Consider the following 17570-nt stretch of genomic DNA (forward strand, 5'->3'; position numbering starts at 1 on the left):
AAAATCACCTATAATTCAAATCCATTATTGATAAATTCTTGTTCCCCATCAAAACTTACTTCAATTAATCCGTTATTAATATCTTCTTTATATTTTTCTAAACCCTTAATATCTATTCTCCAATTTGTAAGTTTTGCTGCAAGTCTTGCATTTTGTCCTTCTTTACCAATAGCTAATGATAATTGTGAATCTGGAACTATTATTCTTGCTCTATTTTCACTTTCATTAATAAATACTGCTATTACTTCTGATGGACTAAGAGAGTTTGATAAATATTCTTTTACATCTTTGCTATAAACAATAATATCAATTTTCTCTCCTCTCAATTCTTTAATAATTGAACTTACTCTTGATCTTTTATATCCAACACAAGCTCCAACTGGATCTACATCGTCATTTTTTGAATAAACTGAAATTTTTGTTCTACTACCAGGTTCTCTAGCAATTGATTGAATTTCTACTATTCCTTCAAGAATTTCAGGAACCTCTAATTCAAACAATTTTAAAACAAAATTAACATCTGATCTTGAGAGTAAAACTTGAGCTCCCTTTGGAGTATTCTTTACTTCCTTAACATAAAATTTTAATCTTTCACCTACTCGATAAACTTCATTCTTAATTTGTTCTGGTGGTGTTACAATTGCTTCAAGCTTTCCTAAATTTATAAATAAATTATTTCTGTCAATTCTTTGGATTTGTCCCGATATTAACTCTCTTTCTTTATCTTGAAAATCATTATAAATTACTTCTCTTTCAGCATCTTTAATCTTTTGGATAACAATATTTCTTGCAGTTTGTGCAGCAACTCTACCAAAATCCATAGTTTTTAGTTTTATAGACACTTCATCTCCTAAGTTATATTTTGTACTAATAGCTTTTGCATCATCCAAAGAAATTTCTGTTATATTATCTTCAACATTTTCTACAACTGTCTTTATTGCAAAAAGTTCAACTTTTCCAGTAGTTCTATTGATATTTATCTTAACATTTTCGTATTCTCCAAAGTTTTTCTCATAACTTTTCAAAAGTGCTTTCTCTAAAGAATCAAAAATTATTTCCTTTGATACACCTTTTTCACGTTCAATTTCATCTAATGCTCTTAAAAAATCTGTTGTTCCTTTCATCATCTTCTCCTTAAATTTCAATTTGTGATTTAATTATTGCAATATCTTTCCTAAAAAAATCAACATTTAATTTTCCCATTATTAAAGTTACTTTTTCTTTATCAAAAGATTTTAATTTTCCAATAAATTCTTTTTCATTATTTATTTTTTTATAACATTTTATTAAAATTCTTTTACCAATAAAAGTTTCTAATTGTTCATCGTTTTTAATTTCTCTTTCAGCTCCAGGAGATGATACTTCTAAAAAATATGATTCTTCTATTGGATCTACTTCATCAAGCCAATCACTTACAATATTACTTGCAATTTCACAAGAATCTAAATCAACTCCACCTTCCTTGTCAATAAAAATTCTTAATACATTTCCCTTAGGCTCTTTTACATATTCTGCATCTACATAATAGATTCCTTTTTCTAAGAAAATATTTTTAAAAGTTCTTTCAATAGTTTCTAATAATTCATTTTCTTTTTTCAATTTTTTCTCCTTTCAATCAGTAATTAAACTAAAACGAAAGAGTGGGATGACCCACTCTTTATAATAAAAGAATATTTTTAATTATTATAACATAGTTTTAAAAACTTTTCAACTACATATCTCTACTTGCTATAATATTTGCCCCAGTATCTAATACATTTTCCAAAATTATATCTCCAACTTTTACGGGAGAAACAACTTCAATCTTATTTAATTCTCTCATAATATCAAAAATCATATTTTTTGGAATTTCTTGTGAAGTTTTTACTGGTAATCTATTGTGTATAGCATTCTTTATCTTAACTGTTGAAGTTATAGTTCTGGTTGGAAATGTTAATTCTTTTTTTCCATAATTTGAACCTTTTGGGCATTTATTTCCAACGACTTTATAATCATTTTCTTCATCAACTGATATTCTACAACCAACTGGACAAACGATACAAACCATATCTTTCATAATTACTCGTCTCCTTTTTTCATGGATATAACTATTTTATCTGTAGTTACAGATTCAATCTGTTTTTTTGTTAACGAAATTTTTTCCATTTCAGCAGGCGCAACATGTGGCCTTTTGAATTCTTTAATAATATTACCATTTTCATCCGTAACTGAAATTATAACATTTTTCTCAACGCTCTTTACCCTAAAAAATATTTCTAATTTATTTTCCAAATTCTCAACTCTTATATTTTGAGGAACTGTATAAAAAATTCCATCTCCATTTAAAATCTCAATCTTTCTACTTTCAAATAAATTATTATCAAAAATGTATTTTGCAGCGGCTCTTCCAGCCTTTTGACTTTCTCCTGTAACAAAATCAACTAAATCATGAACATGACATACATTACCGCAAGCAAAAACTCCATCCATGCTTGTTTCCATATTTTCATAGACAAAAGCTCCTTTTGTTCTTCCATCAATTTCTATTCCAATTTCACGAGTAATTTCATTTTCAGGAATTAATCCTACTGAAAGCAATAATGTATCACATTCTAATTCTATTTCAGTACCCTTTATAGGAATTCTATTTTCATCAACCTTACTTATAACAACTTTTTCAAGTCTTTCTTTACCAATTATATTAGTTACTGTATGTGATAAAAGTAAAGGAATATTATAATCATTTAAACATTGTACAATATTTCTTGCTAATCCATTTGAATAAGGCATAAGTTCAACGCACGCGATAACCTCAGCTCCCTCTAATGATAATCTTCTTGCCATTATTAATCCAATATCTCCTGAACCTAAAATAACAATCTTTTTTCCACACATTAACCCTTGCATATTAACATACATTTGAGCAGATCCTGCAGTCAATACTCCTGAAGGTCTATCTCCCGGTATAGAAATTGCTCCTCTAGTTCTTTCTCGGCAACCCATAGCTAATATGATAGCCTTAGCTTGTATAACCTGATATCCATAGTCCTTACTTATAGCATGAATAACCTTATTTTTATCAAAATCTAATACCATTGAATTTAATCTTATTTCAACATTATATTCTTTTGCTAAATCAATAAATCTTTGGGCATATTCTGGTCCAGTTAATTCTTCCTTAAAATAATGTAATCCAAATCCATTATGGATGCATTGATTTAAAATTCCACCAGCTTCTTTATCTCTTTCTAAAATCAATACTTTTTCTATCCCATTTTTTTTAGCTTCACATGCAGCAGCTAGTCCTGCAGGACCTCCTCCAATAACAACTAAATCATATTTTTCCATTTTAGACTTTTTACTCACTTTCTTTTGTTTTTCCTGTTATGATATAACTTCCAAAATTAGTATTATAAACTTCTTCAGGTGGAATATTTAGTTCTCTTGAAATAATATCTAATACTTTTGGACCGCAAAAACCACCTAAACAACGTCCCATTCCTGCTCCTGTTCTTTTTTTTACTGCACCGAGAGTTCTAGGTGGTAAAGGCATTCTTAATGAATCTATAATTTCTCCCTCAGAAACTGTAATACATCTACAAATTATATTTCCATAAAGAGGATTTTCCTTAATTTTTTTTGCTCTTTCTTCAGAAGATAAATGTTTTATTCTTATAATCTTTCTGCTATCAATATAATTTTCTTTTTCTACAAATTCAACACCAATTTTTTCTAAAATATCTAAACACATTAATCCTATAGCTGCACAAGATGCTAGACCTGGAGATTTAATCCCTGCTAAATCGACAAAATTCTTACAACTTTTAGCCTCTCTAATTATAAAATCAGATTCTGTACTATTTGCTCTCAACCCTGCAAAATTATTGATGTTTTCCCAGTATGGAATATTAGAAATAGTTTTTGAAACTTTATCTTTTACCTCATTTAATCCATCAAATGATGTAGATTTATCAGAAATTTCAGAATTACTTTCTGCATTAGGTCCAATTATTATATTGTTATGTGATGTTGGAGCAATTAAAACTCCCTTACCAACTTTAGATGGACATTGAAATAAAACATGTTTAACTAAATCTTTTTGACTCTTATCTAATATAAAATATTGACCTTTAGATGGTGTAATCTCAAATTCCTTTTCACATACCATATTATGGACTTTATCTGAATTTACTCCAGCTGCATTTACTATATATTTAGATGTATATGTATTATCTTTTGTTTTTACTATAAATTTTTCATCTTCTTTTATAATATCTACAACTTCACTATTTAATTTTATTTCAACTCCATTTGAAACTGCAACTTGAGACATTGCTATACATAATTCCCAAGGATCTATTACTCCTGCACCTGGTGAAAACAAAGCTTTAGTAACAGTTTTATTAATATTGGGTTCTATTTTTTCAATTTCTTCTTTATCGATAATTTTTAAATTTTCAACACCATTTTTTATTCCATTATCCAATAATTTTTCTAAAGTTTTCTCGTCTTCTTTATTAAAAGCTAAAACTAAGGAACCACATTCATTATATTGAACATCTAATTTTTTTACCAATTCTTTAATTCTTTTTGAACCTTCTACATTTAACTTTGCCATTAATGTTCCAGATTCAGGATCATAACCTGAATGTAAAATTCCACTATTTGCCTTTGTAGTACCATCAGCGACATCAATTTCTTTTTCAAGTACTAAAACTTTTAAATCATACTTAGACAATTCATAGGCAACACTAGCTCCAACTACTCCACAACCTATTACTATAATATCATACATTTCTCGTATCTCCCACTATCTTTACATATTTTTCATAAAAGGATTATTTTCTTTTTCAAACTGCAATGTACTTTCTGCTCCATGACCAGGCAATACTCTATAATCCTTTTTTAAATTATATAATTTTTTTACTGAGTTAATAATTTCATCAAAACTTCCAGTTGCTAAATCACTTCTCCCTATGCTCATCCTAAACAAGGTATCTCCTGAAAGCAATACACTATCCATAAGAATACAGATACTACCAACAGTATGTCCTGGTGTTTCCATTATACTTAGTTTTTCTCCATGAAAATCAATTATCTCTTCATCATATAACCATTTATCTGCTATCAACTCAATTCCTTTAAAAGGTGGAATTGATTTTGATAAATTTATTATAGAATCTTTTAGTAATTCTTTTTCTTTTATACTTGCATAAATAGGTAAATTATATTTTTCTTTTATAATCTTGGCTGCACCAATATGATCAGCGTGACCATGAGTCAACAATATAAATTCTAAATTGATTTTTTCTTCATCAACAAATTTTATAATATCATCACTATCTCCTCCTGGGTCAACTATAAATCCATTTTTATTATCATTATAAACTATATAACAATTTACTGCATATACTCCAACAACAATTCTTTTTATATTCATAATTTTCTCCTAATAGTTCTTTTTAGAGTCCAGCTGTATTGTAACAGGACCATCATTTTCTAACAATACTTTCATATCAGCTTGAAAAATTCCAGTCTTTACTAAAATATTATTATCGTAAAACAACTTTAAAAATTCTTCATATTTTTTTCTAGCTTCAAAACTTGATAAGCTATTATCAAAACTAGGCCTGTTTCCTTTTCTACAATCTCCATAAAGTGTAAATTGTGACACGACTAAAATTTCATATTCATTATCTAAAACAGAATGATTCATTTTATAATTATTATCTTCAAAAATCCTAAGATTTAAAGTTTTTTTATAAATATAATTTAAATCCTCAATAGTATCTTCTTTTCCAAAGCCAACAAAAAGAAGGAGTCCTTTGTTTATTCTGGACACTTCCTTCTCATCAACTACTACTCTTGCAAAATTTACTCTTTGTATTACAGCTCTCATTAGGCTCTCACCCTATATACGTCAAGTATACCTTTCAAAGATTTTATCTTATTAATTAGTCTATCAAGCTCATCAATATTTTTTATTTCTACAATAATGTTTGTAATAAAAGTTTTATCTTTTCCAGTTTTCGCAGTAATCCCAACTAAATTTAACTTTGATTCTGAAATAATATGCGCCACATCTGCTAATGCTCCAACTTGATCTAAAGAAATAACTGCAACTTCAACCTTGTAAAATAAATTTTTAGTATTACTCCATTCAACAGCAATAAGTCTATCACGGTTTGTAACATTTTTTATGTTCGTGCAATTACTATTATGAACAGAAATCCCTCTTCCTTTTGTAATATAACCTACAATTTCATCTCCTGGAAGCGGATTACAACATTTTGCAAAACTAACTTCAATATTATCTATTCCTTTTACAATAACACCTTTAGAATTTAATTTATTAGTTGTTTTTTCATTTTTTATTTTATTTATTATATCATCAGCAGATTCGTGATAATAATCGGTATAAAATTCTTTTAATCTTGGAATAATCTGTTTTAAATTTATACTTCCAAAACCAATACCAGCATACATCTCATCAATTGAATTAAAACTTAATTTTTTTGCAATTTGTAAAAGCCAGTCTTCTTTTAAAATTTTACTATAAGTGAAACCTAATCGTCTAACTTCTTTTTCAAGCATATCTCTACCTTGAACAATATTTAAAGCTTTATTTTCTTTTTTAAACCATTGTTTTATTTTTGTCTTTGCTTGAGATGACTTAACTATCTTAAGCCAATCTTTACTAGGACCTGATGAATTAGGATTAGTTAGTATTTCTACTATATTTCCATTTTTTAATTTATAATTTAATGGAACTATTCTACCATCAACTTTAGCACCAACACAATTATTTCCAACAGCTGTATGAACTTTATACGCAAAGTCAATAGGTGTTGCTCCAGCTATTAAATTAATAACATCTCCTTTTGGTGAAAAAACAAAAACTTCATCGGAAACAAAGTCTTCTTTAAAGGAAGTTATAAATTCTCTATTATCATTAACTTCTCTTTGCCAATCCATAAGTTGTCTAAGCCAAGTTAATTTATCATCAAAACTTGTACTTCTATCAACTCCAGCCTTATACTTCCAATGTGCAGCAATACCATATTCTGCCGTCTTATGCATTTCAAAAGTTCTTATTTGTACTTCAAAAACATCACCTGAATTACTAATAAGAGTATTGTGCAAAGATTGATACAAATTTGGTTTAGGTACAGCAATATAGTCTTTAAATCTTGAAGGTATAGGTTTCCATTTAGAATGAACTATTCCTAAAACAGCGTAACAATCACTGATAGTTGGAACTATAATTCTAACTGCTGTTAGGTCAAAAATTTCATCAAAGCTTTTATTTTGTTTATACATTTTCTTATATATACTATATAAACTTTTTGGTCTTCCACTTATTTCACCTTGAATATTATGTTCTTTAAGGCTTTTACTTATTTCTTCAATTATATCATTTATAATCTTTTCTCTTTCACTTCTCTTTTTCTTAACTCTTTCTGCTAAGTCATAATATATTTCAGGTTCTAAGTATCTTAAAGATAAATCTTCAAGTTCCCATTTAACATTACTCATACCTAATCTATAGGCTAAGGGAGCATAAATTTCTAATGTTTCTTTTGCTTTTTCTAATTGCTTAGCTTTCTTCATATATTCTAAAGTTCTTATATTGTGAAGTCTATCGGCAATTTTTATTATAATGACTCTAATATCAGAATTCATTGCTAAAAGCATTTTTCTAAGATTATCAGCTTGTGACTCTTGTTTGCTTTGATACTTAATTTTTTTAAGTTTTGTAACTCCATCAACTAGGTTAGCAATTTCTTCATCAAACATTTCTGCCATCTCTTCATAAGTAACCTCAGTATCTTCAAGAATATCATGCATAAGTCCAGCTATAATAGTAGCATCATCCATATATAAATCAGCTAAAATATTGGCTACTGCAACTGGATGAATAAAGTACGGTTCTCCAGAATTTCTAAATTGTCCTTCATGACATTCTTTAGTAAAATTATAAGCTTTTGTAATTTTTTCAACATCTGTACTTGGATTATAACTCTTAATTTTTGATAATAATTCATCTAACATTTTCTCACCTCCTACCTTATATCCTTAATGAGTAATTGTATTGATTTAGTATTCATATATTCGTTAATTACCGGAGTATATAAAATATCAATAAATTTATTTTTTATATCATTATATTCTGACAATATATCATTAGTTTTAAACTTTTCATTAAAATACTTAATGTACTTATCATAATTAGTAAAAATAATACCACTAAACTCAATTTCATCTTGTTTTAGAACTAATTTAATTACATTCTTATTTTTTCCAATAATTGATAAAGACTTAATTTCTACATTCTTAGTTCCAAATAAAGGTTCTGGATTTGCTTTTCCGTATGGTTCTAACAATTTTAATTCATCAACTATATTATAATTTAATAATTTAAAATCTAAAGAACAGTCTATTTTTACTTTTTCAATAAAATTTTCAGAAGTTAAATCTGAATTTTTATTTAATTCATTTCTTAATATATCTAAATTTTCTTCTTTTATTGAAAATCCAGCTGCCATTGCATGACCACCTAATTTTTCAAAAAGATTTGAAAAATCTCTCAATTTTGAAATAATATTATAGTCTTCAATACTTCTTGCACTACCTTTTAGAATTCCTTCTTCTTTTGCCTTTGAAAAAACTAAAGTTGGCTTATAATAATAGTCTTTAATTCTTCCAGCAACGATTCCGGCAATTGATTCATGAATTTCTTCATCATACACTACAATAATATCATCTTCATAATACTTATTATCTTTAATTTTTAAATTAACTCTAGAGTATGCTTCATTAGTTAAATCTTTTCTTTTATTATTTAATTCAACTAGTTTTTTTGCAAAATTTTCTGCAGATTTTTCATCTTCTTGTAAAAATAAATCCACACCAATACTTGCAGATTCTAGCCTTCCTGCAGCATTAATACAAGGTCCTAACTTAAATCCTAATGAGGTAGTCGTAATTTTCCCTATCTCATTCTCTTTTTTTAGTTTATTAACTCCAATATTATCACTATAATTTAATAATTCTAATCCTTTTTTCACGAAAAATCTATTTTCGTCTATTAAATCAACCACATCACAAACAGTACCCATAGAAACAAATTGCAATAAATCTATCAAATAATCTTCATCTCCACCTAATTCATCAAATAGCGCTTGCATTAATTTAAATGCAACACCAGCACCACATAATTCTTTAAATGGATATTCACAATCAACTCTATGAGGGTTAATTACAGCTTTTGCTTTAGGAAGAATTTGGTTTCCTCCATCATCAAAACAAACTTGATGATGATCTGTTATAATCATTGGAATATTTAAATAATTACAATACTCTGCAACTTCAAATGCAGAAATTCCATTATCACATGTTATAATTAAATCTACACCTTTTTGTTTAGCCGTATCTACAATTCCTTTTGAAATTCCATATCCATCTTCAATTCTATGAGGAATTGCAAAACTAATATTATCTGTAAAAAATCCAATACCTTTCATCAAAACAACTGTAGCTGAATTACCATCTTGATCATAATCGCCTACAATTTGTATATGTAAATTATTATCTATTGCATCTACCAAAATTTCAATCGCGATATCTAGATCTTTCATCAAAAAAGGATTGTGAAGGTATTTATAGTCAGGATATAAAAAATTTTTTACATTAGCAGAATCAATTTTTCTATTAGCTAAAAGTTGACATGTAATATATGAAAACTCACTATTATTTTTGAAATTATCTTTAGTTAGTCCATTATCAGATTTAATAAACCATCTTTTCATAAATACCTCCTTTCATCTTGCATATAAAGAAAAAATAGACGAAATCCGTCTATTTAATTAAAATTAATTTCCTTCGCTATTTTCCTCTTCTTCATCATCTTCATTATCAGAAGGTTCTTCAGATTTGCTAACGATAGAATGAATAGCAGATTTAATAAATTCTATTTTTGTTCCATCATCAGATGTTTCAATTACAACGTCAGTATCTGTAAGCTCAACTATCTTACCTTTAATTCCTCCAATTGTAACTATATTATCTCCGATTTTTAAATTTTCTCTCATTTCCATTATAGCTTTTTGTCTTTTCTTTTGAGGTTTTATTAAAAGAAAATAAGCAATAGCCATAAATCCGCCTAACATAACTAGCTGCATAGTTACTTGATCCATAACATTCCTCCTAAACTTAAATATATGACTATATTTTAACACAAAATATATTATATTTCAAATATTTATAATTACAAATTACAATAAATTTTATATTTTGAAAATAAACAAATTATACTCCTAAAGATAGTTCCAATCTGTATTTTATGAATAAACATATTTTCTTAAAATAAGAACCCCACCCTTCCATGATGCTTCGCATCAGATGGGTTCCCGGGAACCTTGTTGTTTCACAATAAGAACCTCACCCTTCCATGATGCTTCGCATCAGGTGAGTTCCCGGGAACCTTGTTATTTTGCAATAAAAGAGCTAAGAAATTATCTTAGCTCTATATTATCAAATGTAAATTTATGAGATACAAATTTTTCCATCAACATTTTTAAAATTAATAATAGAATCTGGCTTAATTTTACCTTCAATCAACTTTGTCGCTATTTCTGTTTCAATATTTTTTTGAATATATCTTTTAATTATTCTAGCGCCATAATTATAAGAGTATGTCGAATCTAAAATTAATTTCTTACAATCTTCATCCAAATTAATTTTTACTCCAATATCTTTTAATCTTCCTTCAATTTCTGAAATAGTCATATCAATTATCTTATAAAGTTCTTCTTTTTGTAATGGTTTGAATAGTACTATATCATCAACTCTATTTAAAAATTCAGGTCTAAAAGAGTTTTTCAACTCTTTCATAACTTCATTCTCAGCTTCTTTTGTAATTTTGCCATTTTCATCAATTCCATCAAGCAAGTAAGTTGAACCTATATTGGAAGTCATAATTATAATAGTATTTTTAAAGTCAACCACCCTTCCTTGATTATCAGTAAGTCTTCCATCATCAAGAACTTGTAATAAGATGTTAAATACATCCGGATGAGCTTTTTCTATTTCATCAAATAGAATTACACAATATGGATTTCTTCTAACTCTTTCTGTAAGTTGTCCTCCTTCATCATATCCTACATATCCTGGAGGCGCTCCTATAAGTCTTGAAACTGAATGTTTTTCCATATATTCACTCATATCTATTCTAACAAGATTTTTTTCGCTGTCGAACATACTTTCACATAATGTTTTTGCTAATTCAGTTTTACCAACTCCTGTAGGTCCTAAGAAAATAAATGAACCAATAGGTTTGTTTTCGTCCTTTAACCCACTTCTTGATCTTAAAATACAATCTCTAACTAAATCAATTGCTTCATCTTGTCCAACAACTCTCTTATGCAAAATATCTCCGAGATGTAATAATTTTTCTTTTTCTCCTTCGACCAATTTCTTTATAGGAATATTTGTCCACTTAGAAATTACTTCAGCTATTGTTTCTTCTGTAACTTCTTCTTTTAAATAACTTTCTTTTTCTTTTTTCTTTTCATTAAGTTCAGCTAATTTTAATTCTAAATTTGCAAGTTTTCCATATCTTAATTCTGAAAGTTTTTCAAAGTCATATTCTCTTTCAGCTTTTTCAATATCTATTCTGACAGAATCAATTTCAGCTTTCACAGATTTTATTTCATTAATATCTTTTTTATCACTTTCCCATCTAGCAAGTTCAACATTGTACTTGTTTTTCACATCGGAAAGTTCTTCTTCTAAATTTTGCAATCTTTTTTTACTAATTTCATCAGTTTCCTTAACAAGACCTGCTTTTTCGATTTCTAATTGTAAAACTTTTCTTCTAAGGTCATCAATTTCTTGTGGCATTGAGTCAATTTCAGTTCTTACCATAGAAGATGCTTCATCCATTAAGTCAATCGCCTTATCCGGTAAAAACCTATCAGTAATATATCTATCACTTAGAGTTACACATGCAATAACTGCAGAATCAGTTATCTTTATTCCATGATGAATTTCGTATTTTTCTTTTATTCCTCTAAGAATTGAAATTGTATCTTCAACAGTAGGTTCCTTTACCAATACTTTTTGAAATCTTCTTTCCAAAGCTCCATCTTTTTCAATATATTTCCTATATTCATCAAGTGTTGTTGCACCTATTGTGTGCAATTCTCCTCTAGCAAGCATTGGTTTTAACATATTTGATGCATCCAAAGCTCCGTCGGTTTTTCCTGCACCAACTAAAGTGTGAATTTCATCAATGAATAAAATTATTTCGCCTTCTGAATTTTTGATTTCTTCAAGAACAGCCTTTAATCTTTCCTCAAATTCTCCTCTAAATTTGGCACCTGCTATTAAACTTCCCATATCTAATGAAAAAATTATTTTATTCTTTAATCCATCTGGAACGTCATTATTTACAATTCTTTGAGCTAATCCTTCAACAATAGCTGTCTTACCAACTCCGGGTTCGCCTATTAAAACAGGATTATTTTTTGTTCTTCTTGATAAAATTCTAATTGAATGCCTTATTTCTTCATCTCTACCAATCACAGGATCAAGTTTACCATTTCTTGCTTCTTCTGTTAAATTTCTTCCATATTTTAACAACTCTTCACTTGTACTTCCATCTTTATGTTCATTTTTCATATTCTTAATTCCCATCAAAGCATATTTAAAAGAGTTGTATGTTATGTTATACTTTCTAAAAATATCTGATGATTTTATATTCTTTTCTTTCAAAAGAGAAAGGTAAATATGTTCAGGTAAAATTGTACTATCTCCTGTTCCTTTTATTTCATCTTCGGAATTAAGCAAAATTCTTTGATAAACGGTATTTGGATAAATGTTAGAATCTCCATATTGTGAAGGTAAATTATCAAATGCAAGTTTTACATCATTTCTATAATTATCTATATTTACATTCATGATATTTAAAATTTTAATAATTATATTATCATTATCAATCAAAGCTTTGTGTAAATGAATATCTGATATTTCTACATTTGCATTTTTTATTGCTAAACTTTGAGACTCTTCTACAATTTTCATTGCATCACTACTAAATTTTTCTAAATTCATAATACTCCTCCTTTTTTTTGAATTTAACTTTTCACTTAAAAATTAAATTCAACATAATTAAATATTTATTGCATAATAATAAAACTTTATTCAACTTAACATATACATTCTGTAATAGATAAGTTAAATATCATTATTTTAATCTTATTTTTCCATTAATTTTTTATATAATTCTAATTTTTCACCTGATAAGTTTTTAGGGTTATTTATAACTATTTCAAGATATAAATCTCCTGTTTTTCCTTTTAAATCAGTATATCCCTTGTTTGAAATTCTTATTTTTTTCATACTTTCTATCTTTGCAGGAATCTTAACTCTAACATTTCCGTTTAAAGTTTCAATAACCTTTGTAACTCCAAAATATGCTTCCCATGGATATAAACTAACTGTCTTTATTAAGTCTAAACCTTCAAGTCTATATTCATCATTTATAACATTTATTTTTACATATATATCACCATCAAGCTTATACTTATCTCCATTGACTTTTACCTTTTTACCTGTTGTAATTCCTCTAGGTATCTTAACAGTTATTTTTTTAGGAGAATTATTTATATTGACGTAAAGTACTCGCTCTATTCCGGAATATGCTTCTTTAACAGATAAATTCAAGCTAGTTTCATATTTTTGTCTTTGAGGTTGTCTTCCAAATCCTGAGTAAGAATTTCCAGAATATGCATTTGAATTTGTAAAACCATCAAATCCTGAAAATCCGCTAAAATGTGATGAAGTTTTTCCACTTCCACCAAAAAACATATTAAAGAAGTCAGAAAAACCACCCATATCACTTCCACTATAGGAAGCACTAAAACCATAATTTCTTGGGTCAAAATTATCTCCACCACTAAAATTATAATTTGATCCGAACATATCATATTGTTTTCTTTTTTCTTTATCAGACAAAACTTCATAAGCTTCATTTATTTCTTTAAATTTATTACTTGCAGCTTCATTATTTTGATTAACATCAGGATGATATTTTTTTGCCAACTTTCTATATTCTTTTTTTATCTCTGCATCAGTCGCGTTCTTATCGACGCCTAAAATTTTATAATAATCTTTATATTCCATAAATTCCTCCTTGTTTTGACTTTCTTTGACCTTTAATTTTATTATACCCTATATAGAAAATTTAAACAATATTTTTATAAAAATTAAATATGATTTTTAACTTTATTTAAATTTTAATATTGATTTGTACACTAAAAATTCATACATGATATTGCATACAAAAATATAAACTATTTTACTTGTATTAATAATTTTTATATTGTATAATTATATTGTATAAATTAATTTTTTTGGAGGTAAATTATGAAAGAAATAAATGCTAAAGGTTTAGCTTGTCCTCAACCATTGATTTTAACTAAAAGAGCTGTTGAAAGTTCAGAAGAAAAAGATTTTTTAGTTATAGTTGACAATGATACTGCAGTAAAAAACTTAGAGAAATTTGCTAAAAGTAGCAATCTGGATTTTAAATTTGAGAAAATATCTGATAATGAATTTAATGTGTTTGTATCAAAAAATAACGAAACTTCTCTAAAGGAACCAAGTGCCTTTTGTTCTGTTGAAAACTCATCAGATACAGTAATAGCTATTTCTAAGAACTTTATGGGAAATGGGTCTGAAGAATTAGGAAAATTATTAATTAAAGGATTTATTTATACATCAAGCGAATATGAAAAATTACCTAAAACTTTAGTATTCTTTAATTCAGGTGTTAAATTAACTTGTGAAGAATCACCTTGTATTGATGACCTACAAAAACTTCAAGAAAAAGGAGTGGAAATTATTTCTTGTGGAACTTGTCTTGATTACTTCGGATTAAAAGAAAAACTTTTAGTTGGTGAAATAAGTAATATGTATTCAATATACGAAACATTATTTAATGCAGGAAAAGTAATTAATATCTAAAAAAATCAAAACCGGCTAAAATTAGCCGGTTTAGTTTTTTTTAAAATTATAATTTATATGATAATACTCCAATTATATTTTTCTCATAATTTTTTATATTTTGCAATAATTTTTCAAAAGCTGAATATCTTGTAATTCCATACTCTTCAACTAATATAACATTTTTTAAATTCATTATATTACTTAAGTCATTTGTTTTCACTATATTTACTTTATCAATATTCAAATCATTTAACTTATCAATAATTTTTGAATTTGAACTAAGTATACTTAATTCTTCAATATTTTCATTATTAATTTTATATTTCAAAACTTCAAGTAAATCATTATTATTTTTTATTTCCTGAACAAATTTTATATTGTATTTTCTGTAATCTCCTTCTCTATTAATTGTTGGATTAAAAATGTACATAACAAAATTCATAATAGCAACTAAAATTATTAGAGCTACTTCGATAGCAAATACTTTTACTAACAATTTTTTCATACTATATCCTGTATTAACATTTTCTTTAGAGCTTAATTCTTTAGAATAATTTGATTCAACTTTTTCAATAGTAACATTTTTATAAACGGATTTATACTTATTTATTAATTCATCAAATTTCTTTTCAATAACATCATTTACAGCTTTACTTGGAGTTAAAATTTTAGCAGAAACCCCTAAATTAGTAGAAATATAATTTACCACTACTTTCTTATCCCAATAATCAGCATTAGAATTTTTCAAAGTAACAGCCGATGTATCTAATTCTTTAGCCATTTTTGACAAATCTTTATCGCTTACATCATTAAATAAATAAGCACCATTTAGATTAGATACTAGTAACTTTTCATAAAAATCCGAATAGCCTCTTCTACTATATAACGCATTTATATTATCACTCTCAGGAGCTGTTATTTTATAAGCAACATAAGTTGAATATTGCACTCCTTCTTTTGTTATAGTTTTTTTATTTATTGTTTGTAAAACCAACGGACAAACCAAAGCAATACTCAACAGCAAAAATGCTATTAAATTTAAAATTCTCTTTTTATATATATTGGATAATAAATCTCCAAATGAGTAATTTTCAAACATATCATATCTCCTTTATTTTAAAAATTGTATAAGAATTTTCTTTTGATATTAATTTTGCCACTACAAAAATTAATATAATTATAAACCAAAATTGGAATGTAAGTAATATTGAAAAACTTTCTGAAAAACTACTTCTAGGCATAAAAAACAAATTATTTAATATTATTAACGTGCAAACGAAAGGTAAAATTTTATTTCTGTAAGAAACATTTAACATTCTTATAAATAAAAATCCTAAAGCAACACTAAATAAGAATACGCCCAAATATCCATAATCTGTAAAATTTTCCATTATAAAACTACTTCCTAAACCATGTCCTTGCAAATAATCACCTTTCATCGCTATATAAGAAAGATTATGTGCGTAGCTATTACTTTTTATTGCCAACTCAATGCTATTTGTTGTAGCTGTAAATGGCTTTGTATCAAATAATAACTTACCAAAATTCCCATGAGTAAAATACTCGACAATAGGTCCAAAGGTAAAGTTTGTAAAACTTCTTACTGCAATATTACTGTTATACAAAAATCCTTTAGCTAAAACACCAAAACTTGTTCCCTGTTTATAGATAAAATCTATAAATATATCGAATATTTTAAAATTAGAAACTTCAACATTGTCTCTGACATAGTTTAAAAGTCCCATTCCTACAATTATTATAGGAAGACTTGTAAAAATTAGTATTTTTTCTTTAACTCCTATCCATTTATTTTTAATATCTTCTTGTCCCCTTATAAAATAATATATAAAAGAAAATATTAAGCTTAAAATAAATGGATTTCTGGTCCCAATAAATAAATATATTGCATTTGCAAATAGGTTACTTACCAGAACTATAGTAGCATTTCTTTTATTTGGTTTAGATGCTAAATATACACACATCGAATATACTGTAAAAACTGATAATATATACGTGAAGTAAGGCAAATTACTTTTGAAAGACGCGTAATAAATATAATAAGATGTATTTAGCTTAAATATTAATCTTTCAATCAGCCTTAAAGCATAAAATGGATATGTCAATACATATACAGTAAGAGAAATAATTCTTATATTTTTTAGCCATATAGAGCTTTTTAACTTATCATTACTATCTACATCTAACCTCTTTTTGTTTTTTATTTTTAATAATGCTTTTGAAATTATTCCTCCAATAAACAATCCTAAAAGTGAAATCATAACTATAACAAACGCAAAAACATATGCATCTTTTTGATAAGTATTAAAACTATAACTTCTCAAGTAATCTATCGTAGGCCTTGAAACTAGAAATATAAAAATAGTTATATAAAAAAATAAATGTATTATATAATATTTTATATCTGTAAAACAAAACAATATTAAGTTGACAAAAAAAGACAACAATGTAAAAAGTAATATATCCAATCTATCTGTGTATAAATAACTTACTCCAAGTAACAGAGTAAAAATAAAAGAAAATGCTGTAATTAAAGAATAAAATCTTTTAAAAGTAATATTCAT

At 26.8% G+C, this 17570-nt stretch carries 15 protein-coding genes; 1 reads left to right on the top strand and 14 read right to left on the bottom strand.

Going from position 1 to position 17570, the window contains the following annotated elements:
- Window positions 1-8: 8 nt before the first annotated feature.
- The 12 genes from nusA to WFJ11_RS04235 all read right to left on the bottom strand — a co-directional run bounded on the left by nusA (window position 9) and on the right by WFJ11_RS04235 (window position 14163).
- The gene (gene nusA, locus WFJ11_RS04180) at window positions 9-1124 is read right to left on the bottom strand and encodes a transcription termination factor NusA (protein WP_009372312.1); all 1116 of its coding nucleotides are present in this window, start codon (window positions 1122-1124) and stop codon (window positions 9-11) included.
- 10 nt (window positions 1125-1134) lie between these two features.
- A complete protein-coding gene (gene rimP / locus WFJ11_RS04185) occupies window positions 1135-1599 on the bottom strand; it encodes a ribosome maturation factor RimP (RefSeq protein WP_293439986.1) in 465 nt (154 codons plus the stop codon).
- Window positions 1600-1711: 112 nt separating this feature from the next.
- Window positions 1712-2056 (bottom strand): DUF1667 domain-containing protein, encoded by a 345-nt coding sequence (locus WFJ11_RS04190; protein WP_293439988.1) that lies wholly within the window; start codon window positions 2054-2056, stop codon window positions 1712-1714.
- Between the two features lie 2 nt (window positions 2057-2058).
- A complete protein-coding gene (locus WFJ11_RS04195) occupies window positions 2059-3327 on the bottom strand; it encodes an NAD(P)/FAD-dependent oxidoreductase (protein WP_338816944.1) in 1269 nt (422 codons plus the stop codon).
- A 10-nt stretch (window positions 3328-3337) separates the two neighbouring features.
- A complete protein-coding gene (locus tag WFJ11_RS04200) occupies window positions 3338-4774 on the bottom strand; it encodes an NAD(P)/FAD-dependent oxidoreductase (protein WP_338816945.1) in 1437 nt (478 codons plus the stop codon).
- Window positions 4775-4795: 21 nt separating this feature from the next.
- Window positions 4796-5419 (bottom strand): MBL fold metallo-hydrolase, encoded by a 624-nt coding sequence (locus tag WFJ11_RS04205; protein WP_293439992.1) that lies wholly within the window; start codon window positions 5417-5419, stop codon window positions 4796-4798.
- Between the two features lie 9 nt (window positions 5420-5428).
- Window positions 5429-5878 carry a D-aminoacyl-tRNA deacylase gene (gene dtd, locus WFJ11_RS04210; RefSeq protein ID WP_293439994.1) on the bottom strand — a complete coding sequence of 150 codons (450 nt, stop codon included), beginning with the start codon at window positions 5876-5878 and terminating at the stop codon, window positions 5429-5431.
- Complete coding sequence (locus tag WFJ11_RS04215; protein ID WP_338816947.1) at window positions 5878-8031, bottom strand: bifunctional (p)ppGpp synthetase/guanosine-3',5'-bis(diphosphate) 3'-pyrophosphohydrolase; 2154 nt, start codon at window positions 8029-8031, stop codon at window positions 5878-5880. The genes dtd and WFJ11_RS04215 overlap by 1 nt, the downstream gene beginning before the upstream one ends.
- Before the next feature lie 11 nt (window positions 8032-8042).
- Entirely contained in the window at window positions 8043-9788 is a 1746-nt protein-coding gene (gene recJ, locus WFJ11_RS04220) for a single-stranded-DNA-specific exonuclease RecJ (protein WP_338816948.1), read from the bottom strand.
- Between the two features lie 63 nt (window positions 9789-9851).
- A complete protein-coding gene (yajC, locus tag WFJ11_RS04225; RefSeq protein WP_338816949.1) occupies window positions 9852-10175 on the bottom strand; it encodes a preprotein translocase subunit YajC in 324 nt (107 codons plus the stop codon).
- A gap of 349 nt (window positions 10176-10524) precedes the next feature.
- Window positions 10525-13092 (bottom strand): ATP-dependent Clp protease ATP-binding subunit, encoded by a 2568-nt coding sequence (locus WFJ11_RS04230; protein WP_338816950.1) that lies wholly within the window; start codon window positions 13090-13092, stop codon window positions 10525-10527.
- 144 nt (window positions 13093-13236) lie between these two features.
- Window positions 13237-14163, bottom strand: coding sequence for a DnaJ domain-containing protein (locus WFJ11_RS04235; RefSeq protein ID WP_004833301.1), 927 nt, complete (start codon window positions 14161-14163; stop codon window positions 13237-13239).
- A gap of 243 nt (window positions 14164-14406) precedes the next feature.
- Between WFJ11_RS04235 and yedF the strand changes: the two genes are divergently transcribed.
- The gene (gene yedF, locus WFJ11_RS04240; protein ID WP_041953997.1) at window positions 14407-15006 is read left to right on the top strand and encodes a sulfurtransferase-like selenium metabolism protein YedF; all 600 of its coding nucleotides are present in this window, start codon (window positions 14407-14409) and stop codon (window positions 15004-15006) included.
- A 46-nt stretch (window positions 15007-15052) separates the two neighbouring features.
- Here the strand turns inward: yedF and WFJ11_RS04245 are convergent, their stop codons facing one another.
- Both WFJ11_RS04245 and WFJ11_RS04250 read right to left on the bottom strand, forming a co-directional pair.
- Entirely contained in the window at window positions 15053-16087 is a 1035-nt protein-coding gene (locus WFJ11_RS04245; RefSeq protein WP_004833299.1) for a hypothetical protein, read from the bottom strand.
- A gap of 1 nt (window position 16088) precedes the next feature.
- Window positions 16089-17570 (bottom strand): O-antigen polysaccharide polymerase Wzy family protein, encoded by a 1482-nt coding sequence (locus WFJ11_RS04250; RefSeq protein WP_338816951.1) that lies wholly within the window; start codon window positions 17568-17570, stop codon window positions 16089-16091.

Source organism: Parvimonas micra, assembly GCF_037482165.1.
In the GTDB taxonomy this organism is placed as follows: Bacteria; Bacillota; Clostridia; order Tissierellales; family Peptoniphilaceae; genus Parvimonas.

Bases quoted from the DNA above. Each gene is read 5' to 3' on its own strand.
- WFJ11_RS04235 (WP_004833301.1), bottom strand. From the start codon at position 14,163: ATGGAATATAAAGATTATTATAAAATTTTAGGCGTCGATAAGAACGCG.
- WFJ11_RS04195 (WP_338816944.1), bottom strand. From the start codon at position 3,327: ATGGAAAAATATGATTTAGTTGTTATTGGAGGAGGTCCTGCAGGACTA.
- WFJ11_RS04230 (WP_338816950.1), bottom strand. From the start codon at position 13,092: ATGAATTTAGAAAAATTTAGTAGTGATGCAATGAAAATTGTAGAAGAG.
- nusA (WP_009372312.1), bottom strand. From the start codon at position 1,124: ATGAAAGGAACAACAGATTTTTTAAGAGCATTAGATGAAATTGAACGT.
- WFJ11_RS04245 (WP_004833299.1), bottom strand. From the start codon at position 16,087: ATGTTTGAAAATTACTCATTTGGAGATTTATTATCCAATATATATAAA.
- recJ (WP_338816948.1), bottom strand. From the start codon at position 9,788: ATGAAAAGATGGTTTATTAAATCTGATAATGGACTAACTAAAGATAAT.
- yajC (WP_338816949.1), bottom strand. From the start codon at position 10,175: ATGGATCAAGTAACTATGCAGCTAGTTATGTTAGGCGGATTTATGGCT.
- WFJ11_RS04205 (WP_293439992.1), bottom strand. From the start codon at position 5,419: ATGAATATAAAAAGAATTGTTGTTGGAGTATATGCAGTAAATTGTTAT.
- WFJ11_RS04200 (WP_338816945.1), bottom strand. From the start codon at position 4,774: ATGTATGATATTATAGTAATAGGTTGTGGAGTAGTTGGAGCTAGTGTT.
- WFJ11_RS04215 (WP_338816947.1), bottom strand. From the start codon at position 8,031: ATGTTAGATGAATTATTATCAAAAATTAAGAGTTATAATCCAAGTACA.
- dtd (WP_293439994.1), bottom strand. From the start codon at position 5,878: ATGAGAGCTGTAATACAAAGAGTAAATTTTGCAAGAGTAGTAGTTGAT.
- WFJ11_RS04190 (WP_293439988.1), bottom strand. From the start codon at position 2,056: ATGAAAGATATGGTTTGTATCGTTTGTCCAGTTGGTTGTAGAATATCA.
- yedF (WP_041953997.1), top strand. From the start codon at position 14,407: ATGAAAGAAATAAATGCTAAAGGTTTAGCTTGTCCTCAACCATTGATT.
- WFJ11_RS04250 (WP_338816951.1), bottom strand. From the start codon at position 17,570: ATGAATATTACTTTTAAAAGATTTTATTCTTTAATTACAGCATTTTCT.